The organism is Photorhabdus heterorhabditis, assembly GCF_001280945.1.
Lineage (GTDB): Bacteria > Pseudomonadota > Gammaproteobacteria > Enterobacterales > Enterobacteriaceae > Photorhabdus > Photorhabdus heterorhabditis.
Genome location: NZ_LJCS01000069.1, coordinates 1 through 20,337, shown reverse-complemented (window position 1 = coordinate 20,337; position 20,337 = coordinate 1). Strand labels below are relative to the sequence as shown.

Genomic DNA, 20,337 nt, shown 5'->3' with positions numbered 1-20,337 from the left:
TATTGATAGGTTTTGATATCTGGCATGAACATTTATTGAGCTAGTAGAGGGTTGTTTTTATCCACAATAACCATATAGAAAATGTGAGATCCTGCCCTGGTTACCAGAGGAATCTGAAAATAGGGCAATGGATCATTTGTTTTACTCTGAGCATATATATTAACAAGGAGGCTGCCATTGAAAAATTTAGAAGGTTGTTCATTATCTTCTGCCGGAGAAAGATCTTTTATCCACGAATCGCCAATAATTATCGGTTCAAACGCGGCATGTGAAAAGCCATTATTATCAACAGGATGAAACGCAATCTCCAATTTAGCATCAGGGTCCGTAGCCTTATCCATTGAAAATGTTATAGTAAAATCACTGGAACCAGAATGAGCAGTAACAACAAATTTCGCAGTACAGGTATTCTTCTCAATATCTCTTGAAATGCGAGGAATCCCATCAAAACTGGCATTTTTTTGGGTACTGTACACTATGTCGGTCGCTTTCGTTACTTTATGAATAGAATCACCCAAATAAGTCACAGTAACAACAACCGGGTACTCTTCTAAAACCGTTATTCCTGAAACGATATCTGCTGTAAGAGTCGACATAATTAAACCTCATCATTAAAGTTAAACACCAATAAGCAATAAGTAAAAAGCATCTAACTTCTATCAAGATAATACGCTTCCACAACGATGCTTACTACCTATTACCTCCTTCCTAATTCTCACATAAATAAATTATTTACTTTAGCCACTATGTAATAACAATAATTCCACCACTCAGGGCATAAACATAAAAATACCTTTTCCAATATCATCCAATGCCAAATGTAATCTGTCAGAATGGGAAGCACTAACGCGCCTCCCAATAAATCCAATTGGCTAAACTTACTGCCCAAGCGAAATAGCATCAATGTGTCCATACCAAATCTTAGAGTTTTTATTCCTTACTTGATAAGTGATATATACTGAGCCTGGCGTGCCATCAGCATATGAGTTTACATATGAAAAAAACTCCTGACCAAGCTGAATAATACTTACTCCAGCAGACAGATCTTCCCTAGTTACTGTATAAGGATTAATAGTATTAATTGCTGAATATAGCTCCTCGTCCATAGTACCATTAACGTAAACACTTACATTAATAACATCGTCTACATTGATTTCAGTCTCTGGCCCCACAGAAATATAAGCATTCAGCCCCCCTCCTGAAATACTTGCAAGATCGATCTTACCTACCTTACCTCGCTGTCCGATTTCCACCTGATCTTTATGAGTGAAAATTCTGGGTGCAACTAATGTACGCTTAGCTTCTGGTGGTACATTTGGTACCGACCTTGTTAAATTAAAATAGAGGGCTGATGACACATTGACGTTTCCAGCTACATCAATCACATAATAATATAACTCATTATCGCCAACATTTGGAATACTAGTATATGGAACTGAAATAAACGGATTATCCAACTGATCCAGATTAGCTATTACAGCAGACTGGCTCTTAATTTCTTTATTACCTTCTCTCATTATTAAGAAAACTCGATCCCACGGCCTAGCATTTTTATAAAATGGGATACTCACATGAAAACCTGTACTTCTATTTCCTACCGGTGGTATTAATTTATCACCATCCAATTCTACAATCTTCGGTGCTGGAAGCGTTGGGAATATATTTTCTGTAATAATCAGAATGCTTGACGACGCGTATCTTAAAAAATATGGCAGTTTTGTGAACATATTCACTGAATAGTTACCCTTAGATTTCTTAGGGAAAACTCTTAGAGCAACAAAACCTTTACCATCCGTATTAATATAATATTGATAATTATCTTCTGCACTAATAAAAGGTAATATTTCTTCCGTAAGTTGTTCTTCATTATCCTTAAAAATACGTACTGGTCTATTCGTTACCAGAGGAATTTGAAAATAGGGTAACGGCTTATTTTTCTTACTTAGCGCATATATATTAACAAGGAGGCTACCATTAGATTCAGAAGGCTCCTCATTATCTGCTGCCGGAGAGAAGTCTTTTATCCACGAATCACCAATAATTGTAGGCCCAAACGCTGCATATGAGAAATCACTTTTATCAACAGGATGAAATACAATCTCCAATTTAGCATCGGGATCTGTAACCTTATCCATCGAAAATATTACAGTGAAATCACCGGCATCAGGATTAACAGTAACAACAAACTTTGCAGTACAGGTATTATTCTTGACATCCCTTGAAATACGGGGGATCTCATCAAAACTGGCATCTTGTAGATCACTGTAAACTATGCCGGTTGTTTCTGTTACTTTATGAATATCATCACCCAAATAAGTCACAGTAACGACAACTGGGCATTCTTCTAAAACCGTTATTCCTGAAACGACATCTGCTGTAAGTATCGACATATTAAACCTCATCATTAAAGTTAAACAACAATAAGTAACAAGCGTCCAATTTTCTATCAAGATAAAGTGCTTACACCACGATGTTTACTATCTATTACCTCCTTCCTGTTTGTCACATAAATAAATTATTTACTTTAGCCGTTAATGTAATAACAATAAATCTCTACTCGAAACATAAGCTTTATACCCAAATATACCCTATCGCTCCCTTGCCGTCTCGATGCATCTTGAAATCTATTGGGTATAGTTACAATATATCTGGGGTTAAAATTACGGTAATTGTTAAATCACTTTTCGTCATGTTGACCATTATTCATACTGTCACCATTAGCTCCATGATTCCTTGGTTGAAAATAAAATAACAACGATTAATAAAACATTATAGTATGTAATAAAGAAATCGCCAGTTCACCAATAAGAAATATGTTAGGAAAAATGGAAAATGCTTACGCATTTTCCAGCAAATAAATAAAACCCCAATCAGTTAAATTTATTGTCCAGGTGGAACAGTATCAAGGTATCCAAACCAAATCTTAGATTCTTTTTGGCCTACGCTGTAAGTGATATAAACTGAGCCTGGTGTACCATCACGATATGAGTCTACGGAACCGTATCAATGTATCCAAACCAAATCTTAGATTCCTTTTTACCTACGCTGTAAGTGATATAAACCGAGCCTGGAGTACCATCACGATGTGAGTCTATATTAGTAAAAGGCCCCTGACCAAGCGGAATAATAGCTTCTCCTGCCGCCACTTCGTCGGCAGTTACCGTATGAGGTTCAACAGAATAAATTTTCGAAGATGGATTCTCATTCACAATACCATTAACGTAAATACGTACATTAATGACATTATTTACCTCTATTCCACTGTTTTTACCCACAGCAATATGGGCGTCCAACCCCCCTCCTAAAATACCATCAAGATTGATCTTAGCTGGCCACACAAATTCCAACTGCGTTCTATGATTAAAAATTATAGGTTTCTCTAATATACGCGTAATCTCTGGTGGTACATTTGGTACTGACCTCACTAAATTAAAATAGAGGGAGGATGACATAGTTATGTTTCCCATTACATCAGCTGCGTAATAGTATAACTCATTATTGCCAATATTTGGAACAGTAGCATATGGAACTAAAATAAATGGACTATCCAACTGATTCAAATCAGTAATTACAGCAGACGCACTTAGCGTTTCGATATTATCTTCTCTGATAATTAAAAAAATTCTATCTTTCGGTCTAACACCTTCATAGAACGGGATACTCACATGAAAACCTGTACTGCTATATCCTGTTGATGGCGTTAATCTATCACCGTCCAGCTCTTCTATATCTGGCATCACAAGCGTTGGAGCAATGTCTTCTGTAATAAACAGAATATTTGATGAAGATTTCCTTGAAAAACCCCGCAATTCAGTGAACATATTAACTGCATAGTTCCCCTCCTCTTCCTGACTGGGAAAAATCTTTAAGGCAACAAAACCTTTATCATCTGTATTAATATAGTATTTATTGTTATTTAGTTCTTGAATAAAAGGAAATATTTCTTTCGTAAGTTTCTTTCCACCATACCCAAAAATACGTACTAACTTATCCGTCACTAGGGGAATTTGAAAATAGGGTAACGGATCATTTGTTTTACTCAGCGCATATAGATTAATAAGCAGGCTACCATTGAATGGTGAAGGTTTCTCATTATCCTCTGCCGGAGATAAATCTTTTATCAACGAACCACCAATAACCATAGGTTCAAATGCTGCATGTGAAAAACCATTTTTATCAATAGAATGAAACTCTATCTCTAATTTAGCATCGGGGTCCGTAGCCTTATCCATTGAAAATGTTATGGTGAAATCACCGACACCAGAATTAGCAGTAACAACAAATTTCGCAGTGCAAGTATTTTTCTCAACATCTCTTGAAATACGAGGGGTCGTATCAAAACGGGTATTTTCTGGGTTATCATACACTATGTCCGTCGAATCCGTTACTTTGTGAGTATCATCACCTAAATAAGTCACCGTGACAACAACCGGGCACTCTTCTAAAACCATTACTCCTGAAACTATATCTGCTGTAAATGTCGACATATTAAACCTCATATTAAAGTTAAACACCAACAAGTAACAAACATCTAATTTCTATCAAAATAATGCTCTTCTACAATGATGCTGACTACCTATTATCGCCTCCCTACTTCTCACATAAATAAACTATTTACTTTAGTCATTAGCCTGACTAAACTGAATAACGCTTACTCCAACCTCCACATCTTTCTTGGTTAATGTATAGGGTTCAATAGTATTAACTACTGAATCTAACTTCTCTCCCATAGTACCATTAGCATAAACACTTACATTAATAACATCATCTACACTAATTTCAGTGAATAATTAAATAACTGATTTCTCCTCGCTGTCCAAGTTCTAAATGACCTTAGTGAGTAAAAATTATAGCTAATGTATGAGAAACCTGTGGCGGCTCATTAGGGATTAATCAGTTAAAATAACGAGAAAATAGCATGGCTATGTCTTCACTATAAGTCACAATAATAACAAATTGGCACTATTCCGAAACCATTATTCCTGAAACAATATCTGTTGTAAATGTCGATATATTAAACCTTATATTAAAGTTAAACCCTAATAAGTAAAAAACACCTAATCTTCTATCAAAATAACGCCCTTCTACGATGATGCTTACTACCTATTTATTACCTCCTTCCTACTTCTCACATAAATAAATTATTTATTTTAGGCATTACTGTAATAACAATAATTCACTTATCAGAACATAAACATACCTTTTTCCAGTATCATCCAATGTCAATATAGCCTGTCAGAATGGGAAGCGCTAACGCGCATCCCAACAAACTAAATTTACTGACCAGGTGGAACAGTGTCGATAAGTCCAGACCAAATCTTGGAATTTTTATTCTGTACCTGATAAGTGATATATACTGTGCCCGGTGTACCATCAGCATATGAGTCTACGTATGAAAAAATCCCCTGACCGAGAGGAATAATACTTACTCCAGCCATCAAATCTTCTTTGGTTACTGTATAAGGATCAATAGTATCCATTACTGAATATAACTTCTCAGCCATAGTACCATTAATGTAAATACTCACATTAATAATATCATCTACATTGATTTCAGTTTCCGCACCTACAGCAATATGAACATCCAATCCTCCTCCTTGAATAATTAAATAGTTGATTTTGCCTTGAAGCTCAAGTTCTACATGACCTTGGTGAGTAAAAACTCTAGCTACAGATAATGTTCTATCAATCTGTGGTGGCTCATTAGGGACTGAATCCATTAAATTAAAATAGTGAGAAGATGACATGACTACATTTCCAATTGGATCACTCACATAATAACACAATTCATTATCACCAATATTCGGCACACTGGCATATGGCACCGAAATAAGTGGCTTATCTAACTGATCAATTTTATTTATTGTAGCAGCTCCACTTTGCTTTTCATTATCACCTTCTCTAATCATTAAAAAGATTTTATCTTTTGGTTTGGCATTTTTATAGGATGGAATAATCACACTAAATGCTGTACTCGTATTCCCTGGAGGAGGTGTTAACTTATCTCCATCGAGTTCTAAAATATCTGGTGCTGCAAGCGTTGGTTCAAGGTCTTCTGTAATAAACAAAATACTTGATGGAGTGTCCCTTTTAAAACCTGTCAGCTCTGTGAACATTTTAACTTCATAACCGTTATTCTGTATTATCTTTCTGGGAAAAACTTTTAAGGCAACAAAACCCCTGGAATTCGTATTAATATAGTACCTATAGCTACCTTCCAAGTGAGTAATAGGAAATATTTCTTCTGTTAATCTATCCTTATCATAGACAAAGATACGGACTAATCGGCTAGTTACCAGAGGAATCTGAAAATAAGGCAATGGATCATTTTTATTACTCTGGGCATACATATGAACAGTGAGAGAAGGATTACCTATCAGTGAAGGTTTAACATCATCGGCTACTGGAGATAAATCTTTTACCAACGAATCACCAATAATTATAGGCACAAATGCTAAATGTGAAAATCCATTCTGATTAATAGTAATCAGTTTTATATTCAATTCAGCTTTTTCTTTCTCTACATCCACTGAAAATGTTAGATCGACATCACCGGCACCAAGCTCGGCAGTAATAAAAAATTTCGCAGTACAAGTATTTTTCTCTATATCTCTTAAGATATTGACTTGGCTATCAAAAAGAGTCTTTGGCGGTATATTGTGAATTATGTTAGTAGATTCAGTTACCTTATTAGTGTCATCACCGGTATAATTAACAGTAATAACAATTGGACATTCCTCTAAAACAATTGCCTTTGAAGGAATATCTGCTGTAATAGTTCCCATATTATATTAAACCTTATAATTGAAGTTACACATCTGAGGAGAAATAGCCATCTATTTTTCCTCTCGTACAATCTTTCCTTTTACTTCGGTTAATTATCTATTACTTTTTCTTACTTCTCGCATAAAACCGTATAAGTACTTTTATATTTATTTTTCAGGTCCAACACATGGGCCTGAATATAGCCATTATTACTTACTTCACCTACTAATAATCCAGCCAATGTTATCTTATCATGTGATAAACCATAAGCAGGATCACCTAATAAACCTGCTGCAATAAGATTTACCCTCGATGTGTTAACCATATAATCAATTGATCGGCCTATAACAGCTTCACGCACAGTATTCCCTCTTTTACATGTACGAAGAGGCTGCTTTTTGTCAATAAGATCTGACGGCTCAGGTTGACCAACTCCAGGCCCTGCCGGATTAGGATCAACAAATACAAAGTGGTCAATTTTCACATCAGGAATAACATATTTTACATATCGCCCAGATGATGGATGTGTAAATGTCGCAGTTAATATAGCTCTTCCTACTTTTTTAACTTCAAAAAAACCACGAGTTTGATCCACATCAATCACACTTTTATCATTTGAATCAATGACACCATCATAATCAACCATGTCTATTTTTCCAGGTAGATACTCAGGTATAAAACGCATCTTTTCCCAACCAAAGTGTACATATTTTTTAGGTACCGGAAGAGCTGAATAAATGGCTTCATCATCATTCTTCCTAACGCGATAAGGTACTATAAAGAAATTAGCAACATCCTGCTCATTAGCCTTAATTTCCACCGTTTTATTCTTAGAACCAACAGATGAATCATTCACTTTAGCCGTTACCATAACAGCAACAAACCCGCCGCTTTTGCTATATACCTGATATTGCGCTTTCCCATCAGCATCTGTTTTACCATCACCCACTACCTGAGTAACCAAGTTTTTATCAATAATGGTAACCCCCTCACTATTTGTTGCACTCCAAGCCACCGTAGCACCGCTTTTTGCCTGCCCGGAAAAATCTTTTACTGTGGCAGTGAAGGTGTAAGTATGTTCCGCGCCTTCTCCTTCTGTTACGTGATCTGGACTAACAGTAAGAGAAGCAAGCTCATCAGGACCGACAAAACTAACTTTTTTATCTACCTTCACCGGCGTTTGTTGGTTAGCCGTTTCCGCCGACACCTGCACATCCGTCACCATCACCGTACTACTTAAGGTCGCCGTTAGTTGACCCTGGGCGTCACTCACCGAATTGCTCTGTTTCGTCAGTTTTAACCCGTCAACTTTCGGGTCTGTCTGCCAGTTAATCTCGATCGGTTTATCCACCACCAGATTGCCATGCCCATCTTTCACCGTCGCCGTGAAGGTATAAGTATCCGTGCCGTTGTTGTAAAGCGGGCCCTCTTTATCCACCATCACGTCGGCGACATAATAGCTGGTGCTCAGCTCCTCAAAACTGACTTTCCTATCCGCATTTACCGCCGCCGTTTGCTGGCTGGCCGTCTTCGCCGATACCTGTACATCAGATACCACCGCCGTGCTGGTTAAGGTCGCCGTGACCTGTCCCTGCGCGTTACTCACCGCATTGCTTTGTTTCGTCAGGGTTAACCCGGCCACCGCTGGGTCTGTCTGCCAGTCAATATTGATCGGTTGATCCACCACCAGATTGCCATGCCCATCTTTCACCGTCGCCGTGAAGGTATAACTGTCCGTGCCGTTGTTGTAGCGCTTCCCGTCTTTATCCACATCCACCGTCACGCTGGCGACATAATAGCTGTCGCTCAGCGCCTCAAAACTGACTTTCTTATCCGCTTTCACCGCCGCCGTTTGCTGGCTGGCCGTTTTCGCCGACACCTGCACATCCGTCACCGCCGCCGTGCTGGTTAAGGTTGCGGTAACCTGCCCCTGCGCGTTACTCACCGAATTGCCCTGTTTCGTCAGTTTTAACCCGTCAACCGCTGGGTCTGTCTGCCAGTCAATATCGATCGACTGACCCACCACCAGATTGCCATGCCCATCTTTCACCGTCGCCGTGAAGGTATAACTGTCGATACCGTTGTTATAGTGCTTCCCGTCTTTATCCACATCCACCGTCACGCTGGCGACATAATAGCTGTCGCTCAGCGCCTCAAAACTGACTTTCCTATCCGCTTTCACCGCCGCCGTTTGCTGGCTGGCCGTTTTCGCCGACACCTGTACATCCGATACCACCGCCGTGCTGGTTAAGGTCGCGGTCACCTGTCCCTGCGCGTTACTCACCGAATGGCTTTGTTGAGTCAGTTTTAACCCGGCCTCCGCTGGGTCTGTCTGCCAGTCAATCTCGATCGGTTTATCCACCACCAGATTGCCATGCCCATCTTTCACCGTCGCCGTGAAGATATAACTGTCCGTGCCGTTGTTGTAGCGCTTCCCGTCTTTATCCACATCCACCGTCACGTCGGTGACTCGATAACTGCCGCTCAGCGCCTCAAAGCTGACTTTCCTATCCGCATTCACCGCCGCCGTTTGCTGGCTGGCCGTTTTCGCCGATACCTGTACATCCGTCACCGCCGCCGTGCTGGTTAAGGTCGCGGTGACCTGCCCCTGCGCATTACTCACCGAATTGCTCTGTTTCGTCAGTTTTAACCCTGCCACCGTTGAGTCTGTCTGCCAGTCAATCTCGATCGGTTTATCCACCACCAGATTGCCATGCCCATCTTTCACCGTCGCCGTGAAGGTATAACTGTCCGTGCCGTTGTTGTAACGCTTCCCGTCTTTATCCACATCCACCGTCACGCTGGCGACATAATAGCTGCTGCTCAGCGCCTCAAAACTGACTTTCCTATCCGCTTTCACCGCCGCCGTTTGCTGGCTGGCCGTTTTCGCCAACACCTGTACATCCGATACCACCGCCGTGCTAGTTAAGGTCGCCGTGACCTGTCCCTGCGCGTTACTCACCGACTTGCTTTGTTTCGTCAGTTTTAACCCGGCCTCCGCTGGGTCTGTCTGCCAGTCAATCTCGATCGGTTGATCCACCACCAGATTGCCATGCCCATCTTTCACCGTCGCCGTGAAGGTATAACTGTCGATACCGTTGTTGTAGCGCTTCCCGTCTTTATCCACATTCACCGTCACACCGGTGACTCGATAACTGCTGCTCAGTTCCGTAAAGCTGACTTTCTTATCCGCATTCACCGCCGCTGGCTGGCTGGCGGTTTTCGCCGACACCTGCACATCCGTCACCGCCGCCGTACTGGTTAAGGTCGCGGTCACCTGTCCCTGCGCGTTACTCACCGAATTGCTTTGTTTTGTCAGTTTTAACCCGACCACCGTTTTATCTGTCTGCCAGTCAATCTCGATCGGTTTATCCACCACCAGATTGCCATGCCCATCTTTCACCGTCGCCGTGAAGGTATAACTGTCCGTGCCGTTGTTGTAACGCTTCCCGTCTTTATCCACATCCACCGTCACGCTGGCGACATAATAGCTGCTGCTCAGCGCCTCAAAACTGACTTTCCTATCCGCTTTCACCGCCGCCGTTTGCTGGCTGGCCGTTTTCGCCGACACCTGTACATCCGATACCACCGCCGTGCTGGTTAAGGTCGCGGTGACCTGTCCCTGCGCGTTACTCACCGACTTGCTTTGTTTCGTCAGGGTTAACCCGGCCACCGCTGGGTCTGTCTGCCAGTCAATCTCAATCGGTTTATCCACCACCAGATTGCCATGCCCATCTTTCACCGTCGCCGTGAAGGTATAACTGTCCGTGCCGTTGTTGTAGCGCTTCCCGTCTTTATCCACATCCACCGTCACGCTGGCAACATAATAGCTGTCGCTCAGCGCCTCAAAACTGACTTTCTTATCCGCTTTCACCGCCGCCGTTTGCTGGCTGACCGTTTTCGCCGATACCTGTACATCCTTCACCGCCGCCGTGCTGGTTAAGGTCGCGGTAACCTGCCCCTGCGCGTTACTCACCGACTTGCTTTGTTTTGTCAGGGTTAACCCGGCCACCGCTGGGTCTGTCTGCCAGTCAATATTGATCGGTTGATCCACCACCAGATTGCCATGCCCATCTTTCACCGTCGCCGTGAAGGTATAACTGTCCGTGCCGTTGTTATAGTGCTTCCCGTCTTTATCCACATCCACCGTCACGCTGGCAACATAATAGCTGCTGCTCAGCTCCGTAAAGCTCACCGGGCTATCGGCCTTGACCCACGACGAATTACCCACCGTTTTCGCCGACACCTGCACATCCGTCACCGCCGCCGTACTGGTTAAGGTCGCGGTCACCTGTCCCTGCGCGTTACTCACCGAATTGCTTTGTTTTGTCAGTTTTAACCCGACCACCGTTTTATCTGTCTGCCAGTCAATCTCGATCGGTTTATCCACTACCGGCTTGCCATACGCATCCGCCACCGTTGCCGTGAAGGTATAAGTGTCAGTACCGTTATTGTAGAGCGGGTCCCCTTTGTCCACCGTCACACCGGTGACTCGATAACTGCTGCTCAGTTCCGTAAAGCTGACTTTCTTATCCGCATTCACCGCCGCTGGCTGGCTGGCGGTTTTCGCCGACACCTGCACATCCGTCACCGCTGCCGTGCTGGTTAAAGTCGCGGTAACCTGCCCCTGCGCATTACTCACCGGGCTGTTCTGTTTTGTCAGTTTTAACCCGGGTACCGCTTTATCTGTCTGCCAGTCAATGTCAATCGGTTTATCCACCACCGGCTTGCCATACGCATCCGCCACCGTCGCCGTGAAGGTATAACTGTCGGTACCGTTATTGTAGAGCGGGTCCCCTTTGTCCACCGTCACGCCGGTGACTCGATAACTGCTGCTCAGTTCCTCAAAGCTGACTTTCTTATCCGCATTCACCGCCACTGGCTGGCTGGCGGTTTTCGCCGATACCTGCACATCAGATACCGCCGCCGTGCTGGTTAAGGTCGCGGTTACCTGCCCCTGTGCGTTACTCACCGAATGGCTTTGTTTCGTCAGTTTTAATCCGGGTACCGCTTTATCTGTCTGCCAGTCAATCTCGATCGGTTTATCCGCCACCGGCTTGCCATGTGCATCCACCACCGTCGCCGTGAAGGTATAACTGTCCGTGCCGTTGTTATAGAGTCCACCATCTTTGTCCACCGTCACACTGGTGACTCGATAGTTGCTGCTGGACTCAGTAAAGCTGACTTTTTTATCCGTAGTAACACGTTCGCCATTAATACTGACGCTGACTTGTATATCGGATAATGGTGTTGTACTTGTTAATGTTGCGGTCTGCTGTCCATTTTTATCTGTTGCTTCTGAATCAGGTTTTAATTTCAATCCAGGATCTTTTTTATCTGTATCCCAAACCAATTTAGCATTTTCTATCGGCGTCTTTTTATCAGCTCCAAGCAGAGTCGCTGTATAAACATATTTCGCATTTCCATCAGCAATTAAAGGATCGGTTGTATTAATACTCAAAGAAATATTACGCTGTAACACATGGGCTTCTATCTGTATTCCCTGCTGATCATCTTTACTTGTGCCTGTTATGGTATAGTCATTTTTTCCATCAGGTTGATATTCCGGTAATTGAATCGTATAACCATTGGTATTTTCTATATTTATAATTCCGCCATTCTTCTGGAATAATTCAGGTGTATCCCAAATCACATTTTTTAACGAAGTATCAGATTGAATTTTTATTGGTTTAACTTCACCACCGTAACCCCTAATTTCTAATACAGGCACCACTAATCTAAAACGCTTCTGCTTTTTCAAATAATTCAAAATAATATTATTATTTCTTTCAACTAAATCGTAACGACTTCCTGCTAAGCTTCGTAGTGAAGAAACATTTTCTGGCGAAAGTTGTTCTGATAACGGAACACCAAACCGGTAATTCACATTGAATGAAAATATACCATCACTTTTTCCCTCTTTCCCTAATTTATAATCAACTCCTGCTGTGATCAGTGGAATTGGCGTATAATTTATCCCAAAAGTTGCCGCATAGGGATCTTTTTGTCTATTGTTCGTCCCGAATAGCGCAACATTATCACCAAAGTATTGTTCATATTTTATTTTAGCACCAAGTGATGGCATTGAAGGTAAATACATGTCGGCAATAAGATCATAACCATTGGCAGGGCGTTCATAATAATTGGTTAAATCACGAGAGTTATGCCAATCACTCAGACGGAAATATGCATTAGTGGACATTTTTAGGTGGTTCGTCCACAGTTCACCACCCAGACTAAATCGGCTGTTATTACCAGTTAAGTCATTATCGTAAAAAGTATTCGCTCCATACATCCAGTCATTTATGAATAAACGAGTTCCAATGCCTAAATTCACAGTATCACGGCTATCTTTATGACGATATCCATATTGAGTATAAACAAGCCAGTGATCTTTATCATCATAAAAAGGAACGAGTAAGTCTACAGAACTTTCATCCAGGTGCCCATGATGATCAACATTTAAATTAATTTTAGCGGTACCAAACTGAGATAGCCATTTCTGAGTGTTATTTGTTATCTGACTATTTACTTTATTGACAATATAATCTTGCGCTAATTTTTTCGGATCTTTATTTAATAACCCAAGGAATTCAGTACCACGAGACAGGATTAAAGGAGGAGTATTTTGACTATCATCTTTATGGCTCTCATCTTTATGACTACTTTCATATAGTTGAGGTATTTTTGGTTTTTCATTGATATTATTTCTTTCTATTGCACTTTCCTGTGATAAAAAATTACCACACCGACTCCGATCTGATCGCTTTTTCTCTTTATGAGTAATGTTTTCGTGTAATTTCTTGTTAACCTGCCCGGTTGTCTGTTTTTTTCTATCAATATCATGTTTCATAACTGCGTTGGGAGGACCCTGGCAATTTGCAACACCAACCAAAGGCTTTTCTGGTTCAGATAAAGCAGGATTGCTATTTAGTGTTGGTGGCATAAGCGCTGTAAATAAAAAACAGACTATTAGCACACTCTTACTTACCTTATAACTTATTAAATTACGAAAAGTACGATAGATATTCATCATCAGTAATACCATAAAATTATTGCCGTTATACCCGTTATCTTTCAAGTTGCCTCTTTGTTGGCTGCACTCACTCACCCCGGTCACATAGTTCTCTATGCTCCCGGGGATTCGCTCCCTTGCCGTCGCGATCCATCTTGAAATCTATTGGGTATATATTCATTTATAGCTACTGAATACATTAAATTAATTTCTATAATTTTGTATAATGAAAATAAATTATCAGCCGATAACCATTAGTAATCACTTAGCAAAAATCACCACAAACTATTTTATTTTCCAGAACAGTATTAATTTTTTACACCATTTTTTCATCAAAATATAAGAAAAAAACCCGTTGTACAAATATTTCAACGGGTTTTCCACTTATTGTAATTATGAGTTCGCACTCAATTATTATTATTTTTCAGGCAGTTGCACTCGAACATTAATCACACGTCCATCAGGAATGTCGCATAGCTCACCATCATGGTAATAAATTACTCCCCCGTCATCATTAACACGCTTAATCCGCTTATTTTGAGCAAATATCGGTGCATCTTTATTTTGACGATGATAGCATTCGATGGTTATATCGCCGCTAGATAAGTCTACCGATTCACAAACCCAAATTAGATTTAATCCGTTGCTGTCTGCCGGGACAATAGTACCACCGTGAATTCCCCATGCCCCATCTTTTGCAAAACCATTACAGCCGCTGATGCGATATTTTCCTGTCTCTATCCGCTCAACTTTCACCCCTTCTGCTTCACGAGTTAACTCGTAAGTTCCGTCTGGATGAATACTCGCTATGGGGCTAGATACTTTGAAATTGCCATTAGTGTCAGCGATGAAGTTATCATTAAAAATTGCAATAGGATTACCGTTATATTTTAATTTATCGCCAACTGTCAGCCTGCCATATTCTTTTTCATTGCAAATATCAAAATCCGCTGACCCATCACCTGGAAATCCAACATAGGCGGTTCTTTTTCCCCCCTCAACAAATTGGAAATACGCATGTTTACCCGTGTCATATACAGTGTTAAAAACACCCCCAGCCCCTTTTAAATTTGCCGATGCAGCATCAATCTGCCCAACTGGAGAAACAGAAAAAACCCGATTGTTATTAATATATGCAGCCAACTCTCCACCAATTGTCAATTTGCTAGATTTTTTTTCATTGCAAATATCAAAATCCGCTGACCCGTCACTTGGAAATCCAACATAAGCCGTTCTTTTTGCTCCCTCAATAAACTGAAAATATGCATGTTTACCAGTATCATGTATTACATTAAAAACACCCGCGTTCCCCTTTATATTCGCTGACGCGGCTTCAATCAGACCCGCAGGAGAAACAGAGAAAACCCGTCTGCCATTAATATCTATCGTATATCCGTAAGTATCTACGCTACTGCCACGTACAATACCTGTTTTAATATAATTATCATACCAATTGTAAAGCGTATACGAAACTATTTCACTTGTTGGTTTGGCGCCCTGCGCAGAAACTAACATCGTCGCATTACGTTCAGTGGGAAGTGTTTCAACCTGTTTAAATCTAAAATATCCTGGATAATTCCCACCACTAGCTGACACCGCATTTTTTGCCAATTCCACTGTTTCCAATAAGCCGAGATTTTTCACAAACACGTTTTTATCAGGAATATCTGCGCCGTTTTGATCTTTTGCCAATCGGTTATTAGCGTTATCATTTACATCGGAAACAAGCTTCTGAGTAACCGCGAGGGTATTACTATTACCCATTTTATCTGTGAGTTGAATAACACCTTTTTGTGTTAATGAAGCTCCTGGTACTTCTACTGCGATTTTTTGTTCCAATGCTCTATTTAATTGAACAACAAGTTTAGCGATATCCCCATTATCCAGAATATCATCACCAGAATATGTCGCGATAAAATTAGCCACAACAGATGTTATTGTTGACGATTGACGTAATGCCTTATTGAGCAGGTGAACAGTAATATTATTTGGAGGAAACCCTGTTTTCAAACTTTGATCTATTTCATACCTCTCTTGACTCACTACATTAGCATTATTACTAATAGAAAAAGCTTTAAAATCATTCGTCGGTTTCATATACTCTCCTCAAGTTAAACAATATCGCTTCATAATTAACACATTAAGTTATTATAAAAATAATTCCCTATAACTTATTTTAATTCTAGTTTAGAAAGAGAATAATGGAGCATTGTTATAACTTAAATCACCCATTATTTTTTATAATTGATAGCAATAAAAACCAAACACCTCTAAACCAGATATATATCAAAAATATTTTCATTCAACATATGGAAATAACGCTTTTCTATCCATTTCCTCACTGGTTATTATAATCTCGAAGTTTATTAAATTATTTCTTACAATTTTACATAATGAAAATAATTTATCGATCAATAACCATCAGTCATCACTTAAAGGAAAAAGCGGTCAAACTGAACTTTGTACTCGTCGCACCCGGCAGGTAAACTAGCCTTCTTTTTGTTTTACTGCCAAAAGTGAAGAAATAGTGAGTAACATAAAATTAATCGTCGGTCTGGCTAATCCCGGTGCTGAATATGCTCAAACCAGACACAACGCTGGAGCTTGGTATGTTGACCTGCTAGCACAAAGCCACAACCAGTCTATGAAAGAAGAGAGTAAATTTTTCGGTTACACCGCCCGGATCAATATGTGTGGTCATGACATTCGTCTGCTGGTCCCTACGACATTTATGAACCTCAGTGGTAAATCTGTCGCGGCCCTTGCCTCTTTTTACCGTATCCAGCCGGATGAAATTCTAGTGGCACATGATGAGCTCGATTTACCGCCCGGAGTGGCAAAAATGAAGCTGGGCGGAAGTCATGGCGGCCATAATGGCCTGAAAGATATTCAAAACAAATTTGGCAATAATCCTAACTTTTATCGCTTACGAATTGGTATTGGTCATCCTGGCGATAAAAATAAAGTTGTTGGCTTTGTACTGGGAAAACCCCCAACCAGCGAACAAAAGCTGATTGATGATGCAATTGATGAAGCACTGCGCTGTACTGACATCCTGATAAAACAAGATATGGATAAGGCAATCAATCGGTTACATGGCTTTAAAGCCAGTGCCTAATGCACAGAACAGATAAATCCTGTTTGCGAGATCGTGATAGCTCGCCATTCCGTGTATAATGGCGCCAATTTTTTTCTGATTCATCAAAAAGGCTAACACAGCCTTTTGATTTATAAGCAATTTAAGGTGAAAATTTATGGGATTCAAATGCGGTATCGTTGGCCTACCTAACGTCGGGAAATCAACATTATTCAATGCTCTGACCAAAGCAGGTATCGAAGCAGCAAACTTCCCGTTCTGCACCATCGAGCCAAATACCGGTGTAGTACCTATGCCAGATCCACGGCTTGAGCAACTGGCTGAAATTGTAAAACCTCAGCGAATCTTACCGACCACAATGGAATTTGTGGATATTGCAGGTTTGGTGAAAGGTGCATCAAAAGGTGAAGGTCTGGGCAACCAGTTTCTAACCAACATTCGTGAAACAGAAGCTATCGGCCATGTTGTACGCTGCTTTGTCAACGACAATATCATTCACGTTTCCGGTCAGGTTGACCCTGCTGCTGATATTGAGATTATCAATACCGAATTAGCCCTTTCCGATCTGGACACCTGTGAACGAGCTATTCACCGCGTCCAGAAAAAAGCTAAGGGTGGCGATAAAGATGCCAAAACAGAATTAGAAGTGCTGGAAAAATGTCTGCCTCATCTGGAACAAGCCGGTATGTTGCGGGCATTGGATCTCAGTACTGAAGAAAAAGCGGCTATTCGTTACCTGAGCTTCCTGACCTTAAAACCCACTATGTACATTGCTAACGTCAACGAAGATGGTTTCGAAAACAACCCATATCTGGACGCTGTTCGTGCAATCGCGGCACAAGAGGGTTCCGTGGTGGTACCGGTTTGTGCTGCGGTAGAGGCCGATATCGCAGAGCTGGAAGATGATGAACGCGAAGAGTTTATGGCGGAGCTTGGTCTGGAAGAACCCGGTTTAAATCGCGTTATCCGCGCGGGCTATCAGTTACTGAATTTGCAAACCTACTTCACTGCTGGCGTGAAAGAAGTCCGGGCATGGACAATTCCTGTTGGCGCAACCGCACCACAAGCAGCCGGTAAGATCCATACTGATTTCGAAAAAGGTTTTATCCGCGCACAAACCATTGCTTTTGACGATTTCATCACTTACAAAGGCGAACAAGGCGCAAAAGAGGCCGGCAAAATGCGTTCAGAAGGTAAAGATTACATCGTTAAAGATGGTGATGTAATGAACTTCTTGTTTAATGTCTAAATCGTTTCTATTGTCTCAGAGCATCTCAGAATGATTCATGAAGACAAGAAAAACATTTTAAATCCACGCCGTTGCGTGGATTTTTGTTTTCATGGTGTCTCAGAATACCTTTTCCAGCTTATTCAGTGCCTGAGTGTGTTTAGCCTCTGGTATGCGGCTGATGTTGTGTAACTTCCATTTTACTGCGGGCAGATGCTGAATCTGGCTTTCCGACACTAACAACCAGTCCGGTGTTCCGCGCTTGAAAGACATCAAAAAGTCAAAATCCTGCTGGGTAAACTGCACCTTGAGTGCGCCAATCATTTGTTCCGACACGGCAACCAATTCTTCCAGTGATACATTATCAAATATTTAACTTTATAAAATGCCATTCCCTCAAGACAAATAAAACAGATTTTACGAAAATATTGTAACTAATAACCCACTATAATTAATGATTATTTTAATTTGTCATTATTTATTTTAAATAAATACAATTCAGAAATAAACCAACAATTAATTGATAATAAATCAATTATTATAAGATAATTAATGCATTTCTGAATAATATAATATAGAATTATTCAACAAATAATAACAAAAAACAAATTTTACAACAATAAACTTTACACACTACATTTTTACACTATTATTAAAAGATTAGATATATAATTTTTACCCATTGTTCAACGCATCCTTGGCTTTCAGAAAAATATATTTAACCCATAAAATAGAGCCGTATATTTTTGATAAAAAATAAATTATAGTTCCTTAATTCATATTGGGTAAAAATTTAATAGTTTATCTAATATACCCAATAGATTTCAAATTGCAGCGCGGCGGCAAGGGAGCGAATCCCCGGGAGCATAGATAACTATGTGACCGGGGTGAGTGAGTGCAGCCAACAAAGCAGCAACTTGAAAGATGAAGGGTATAAATACATGAGGAAAATAATTATGAAAGATATATTAACCAACTCTAACCATGAACTTGAAAAGGCACAAGAATGGATAGAATATATTACATGCAGAGGAGGAAGAGATCTTAAGGAATGGGAACATTCAGATAATGTTTTTATTCATTTTTTGGACACTGAGAATCTTTCCGATGTGCAGAGTCCAGCCAATATAGCAGTAACAGATGAATATGCCGTATTTGCCAAAAAATCTGCCACATCATGTAAATACCCCGTCAGCATCACTGAAGGTCTGCAAACTCTTATTAACTTATGTCGAGTGGCTTCAGGTTATGACCCTTTAGACCCAGAAGGTAATGGCAATGCTGAAAAATTTGTCGCGTTTACAGATGAAATAGCAAAAATTCCATTTCTCTCTTTACTGTGGTCAAACACAAGTATTATTACTCAACAAAGTCATGATACTGATGTCCTGATTGATTCTTTTGTTGACACCTTTCGAGGGTTATCTCCCGAAGATAAAATTACAATCAAACTCTATCTAAAAGAGCTGATTCGTGCCGCTCTGTCCTATGCTGATGAAAATGAAAAACAATCTAATTTTGTACAATGTGCGCTCAAAAAATCATCAAATAGCGTATCACTCTTATTGTATTCCTCTGTACTAACAATAAAGAAAGTCAATAACAAAGGGACTATTAAATTCACATCCGATTATACGCTTTCGCAAGCAGAATATAATCTCAGCCAAGCATCATGGGAAACTGTAAAACCAATGTTTGATAAAGAAAATAAAACAACAATAGAATGCTTGATTAACTATATGACAACTAAGGTAAAAACATGAAATAAAATATTACTATAAACAGATTAATTGATCTATATCAACGATATTATTACCAATATATTGGTTAAATATAAAAGTAACAAATCATACAAAATATAAATTTAATATAAATAAATTTCATAAACAGTATTTTTATATCAATATGAAAACGTTACATGGATAACCATTTACATGTGAAGAATAAGTTAAATTACAATCTATCCATACTCAATATTTAATAGTGAAAAAATCTCACTTATGAATATAATTGATCTACATAAAATTTCATTTATTAGTAATTTGAATTCTATTAATACAAGTTTAACAATAAGAATATTTTTTAGGAGGTAATGACAAAAACAAAAAATAAATCCAATAATATTGGATACATATACCCAATAGATTTCAAGTTGCAGTGCGGCGGCAAGTGAACGCATCCCCAGGAGCATAGATAACTATGTGACTGGGGTAAGTGAACGCAGCCAACAAA

At 40.1% G+C, this 20,337-nt stretch carries 9 protein-coding genes and 1 pseudogene; 3 read left to right on the top strand and 7 right to left on the bottom strand.

Features of this window, described 5'->3' with window-relative positions; all coding sequences use genetic code 11:
• Positions 1–32: 32 nt before the first annotated feature.
• From AM629_RS17935 to AM629_RS17910, 6 genes are all read right to left on the bottom strand, one after another.
• Entirely contained in the window at positions 33–596 is a 564-nt protein-coding gene (locus AM629_RS17935; RefSeq protein WP_054480722.1) for a hypothetical protein, read from the bottom strand.
• A 282-nt stretch (positions 597–878) separates the two neighbouring features.
• On the bottom strand, positions 879–2,390 hold the full coding sequence (locus AM629_RS17930) for a hypothetical protein (protein ID WP_054480720.1): 1,512 nt from the start codon (positions 2,388–2,390) through the stop codon (positions 879–881).
• A 600-nt stretch (positions 2,391–2,990) separates the two neighbouring features.
• Positions 2,991–4,487, bottom strand: coding sequence for a hypothetical protein (locus AM629_RS17925; protein WP_054480718.1), 1,497 nt, complete (start codon positions 4,485–4,487; stop codon positions 2,991–2,993).
• A 789-nt stretch (positions 4,488–5,276) separates the two neighbouring features.
• Complete coding sequence (locus AM629_RS17920; RefSeq protein ID WP_054480716.1) at positions 5,277–6,785, bottom strand: hypothetical protein; 1,509 nt, start codon at positions 6,783–6,785, stop codon at positions 5,277–5,279.
• Positions 6,786–6,895: 110 nt separating this feature from the next.
• Entirely contained in the window at positions 6,896–13,885 is a 6,990-nt protein-coding gene (locus AM629_RS17915) for an Ig-like domain-containing protein (RefSeq protein WP_152912026.1), read from the bottom strand.
• Between the two features lie 312 nt (positions 13,886–14,197).
• Entirely contained in the window at positions 14,198–15,877 is a 1,680-nt protein-coding gene (locus AM629_RS17910) for a phage tail protein (protein WP_054480713.1), read from the bottom strand.
• Between the two features lie 430 nt (positions 15,878–16,307).
• Here AM629_RS17910 and pth point away from each other — a divergent pair, with 430 nt between their 5' ends.
• Together pth and ychF are read left to right on the top strand one after the other, a co-directional pair.
• Complete coding sequence (gene pth, locus AM629_RS17905) at positions 16,308–16,898, top strand: aminoacyl-tRNA hydrolase (protein WP_054480711.1); 591 nt, start codon at positions 16,308–16,310, stop codon at positions 16,896–16,898.
• Between the two features lie 136 nt (positions 16,899–17,034).
• The gene (gene ychF / locus AM629_RS17900) at positions 17,035–18,126 is read left to right on the top strand and encodes a redox-regulated ATPase YchF (protein ID WP_054480709.1); all 1,092 of its coding nucleotides are present in this window, start codon (positions 17,035–17,037) and stop codon (positions 18,124–18,126) included.
• 99 nt (positions 18,127–18,225) lie between these two features.
• Here the strand turns inward: ychF and AM629_RS17895 are convergent.
• Positions 18,226–18,474 (bottom strand): annotated as a pseudogene (locus tag AM629_RS17895) (nucleotidyl transferase AbiEii/AbiGii toxin family protein); the annotation flags it as partial.
• A gap of 587 nt (positions 18,475–19,061) precedes the next feature.
• On the opposite strand from AM629_RS17895, the gene AM629_RS17890 reads away from it, so the two are divergent.
• Positions 19,062–19,868: a hypothetical protein gene (locus tag AM629_RS17890; RefSeq protein WP_054480705.1), complete on the top strand. Its 807-nt coding sequence runs from the start codon at positions 19,062–19,064 to the stop codon at positions 19,866–19,868.
• Positions 19,869–20,337: the final 469 nt, after the last annotated feature.

What these genes read in the sequence shown, in the direction of transcription:
- AM629_RS17935 (WP_054480722.1), bottom strand. Translation starts at nt 596, where the DNA reads ATGTCGACTCTTACAGCAGATATCGTTTCAGGAATAACGGTTTTAGAA.
- AM629_RS17930 (WP_054480720.1), bottom strand. Translation starts at nt 2,390, where the DNA reads ATGTCGATACTTACAGCAGATGTCGTTTCAGGAATAACGGTTTTAGAA.
- AM629_RS17925 (WP_054480718.1), bottom strand. Translation starts at nt 4,487, where the DNA reads ATGTCGACATTTACAGCAGATATAGTTTCAGGAGTAATGGTTTTAGAA.
- AM629_RS17920 (WP_054480716.1), bottom strand. Translation starts at nt 6,785, where the DNA reads ATGGGAACTATTACAGCAGATATTCCTTCAAAGGCAATTGTTTTAGAG.
- AM629_RS17910 (WP_054480713.1), bottom strand. Translation starts at nt 15,877, where the DNA reads ATGAAACCGACGAATGATTTTAAAGCTTTTTCTATTAGTAATAATGCT.
- ychF (WP_054480709.1), top strand. Translation starts at nt 17,035, where the DNA reads ATGGGATTCAAATGCGGTATCGTTGGCCTACCTAACGTCGGGAAATCA.
- AM629_RS17890 (WP_054480705.1), top strand. Translation starts at nt 19,062, where the DNA reads ATGAAAGATATATTAACCAACTCTAACCATGAACTTGAAAAGGCACAA.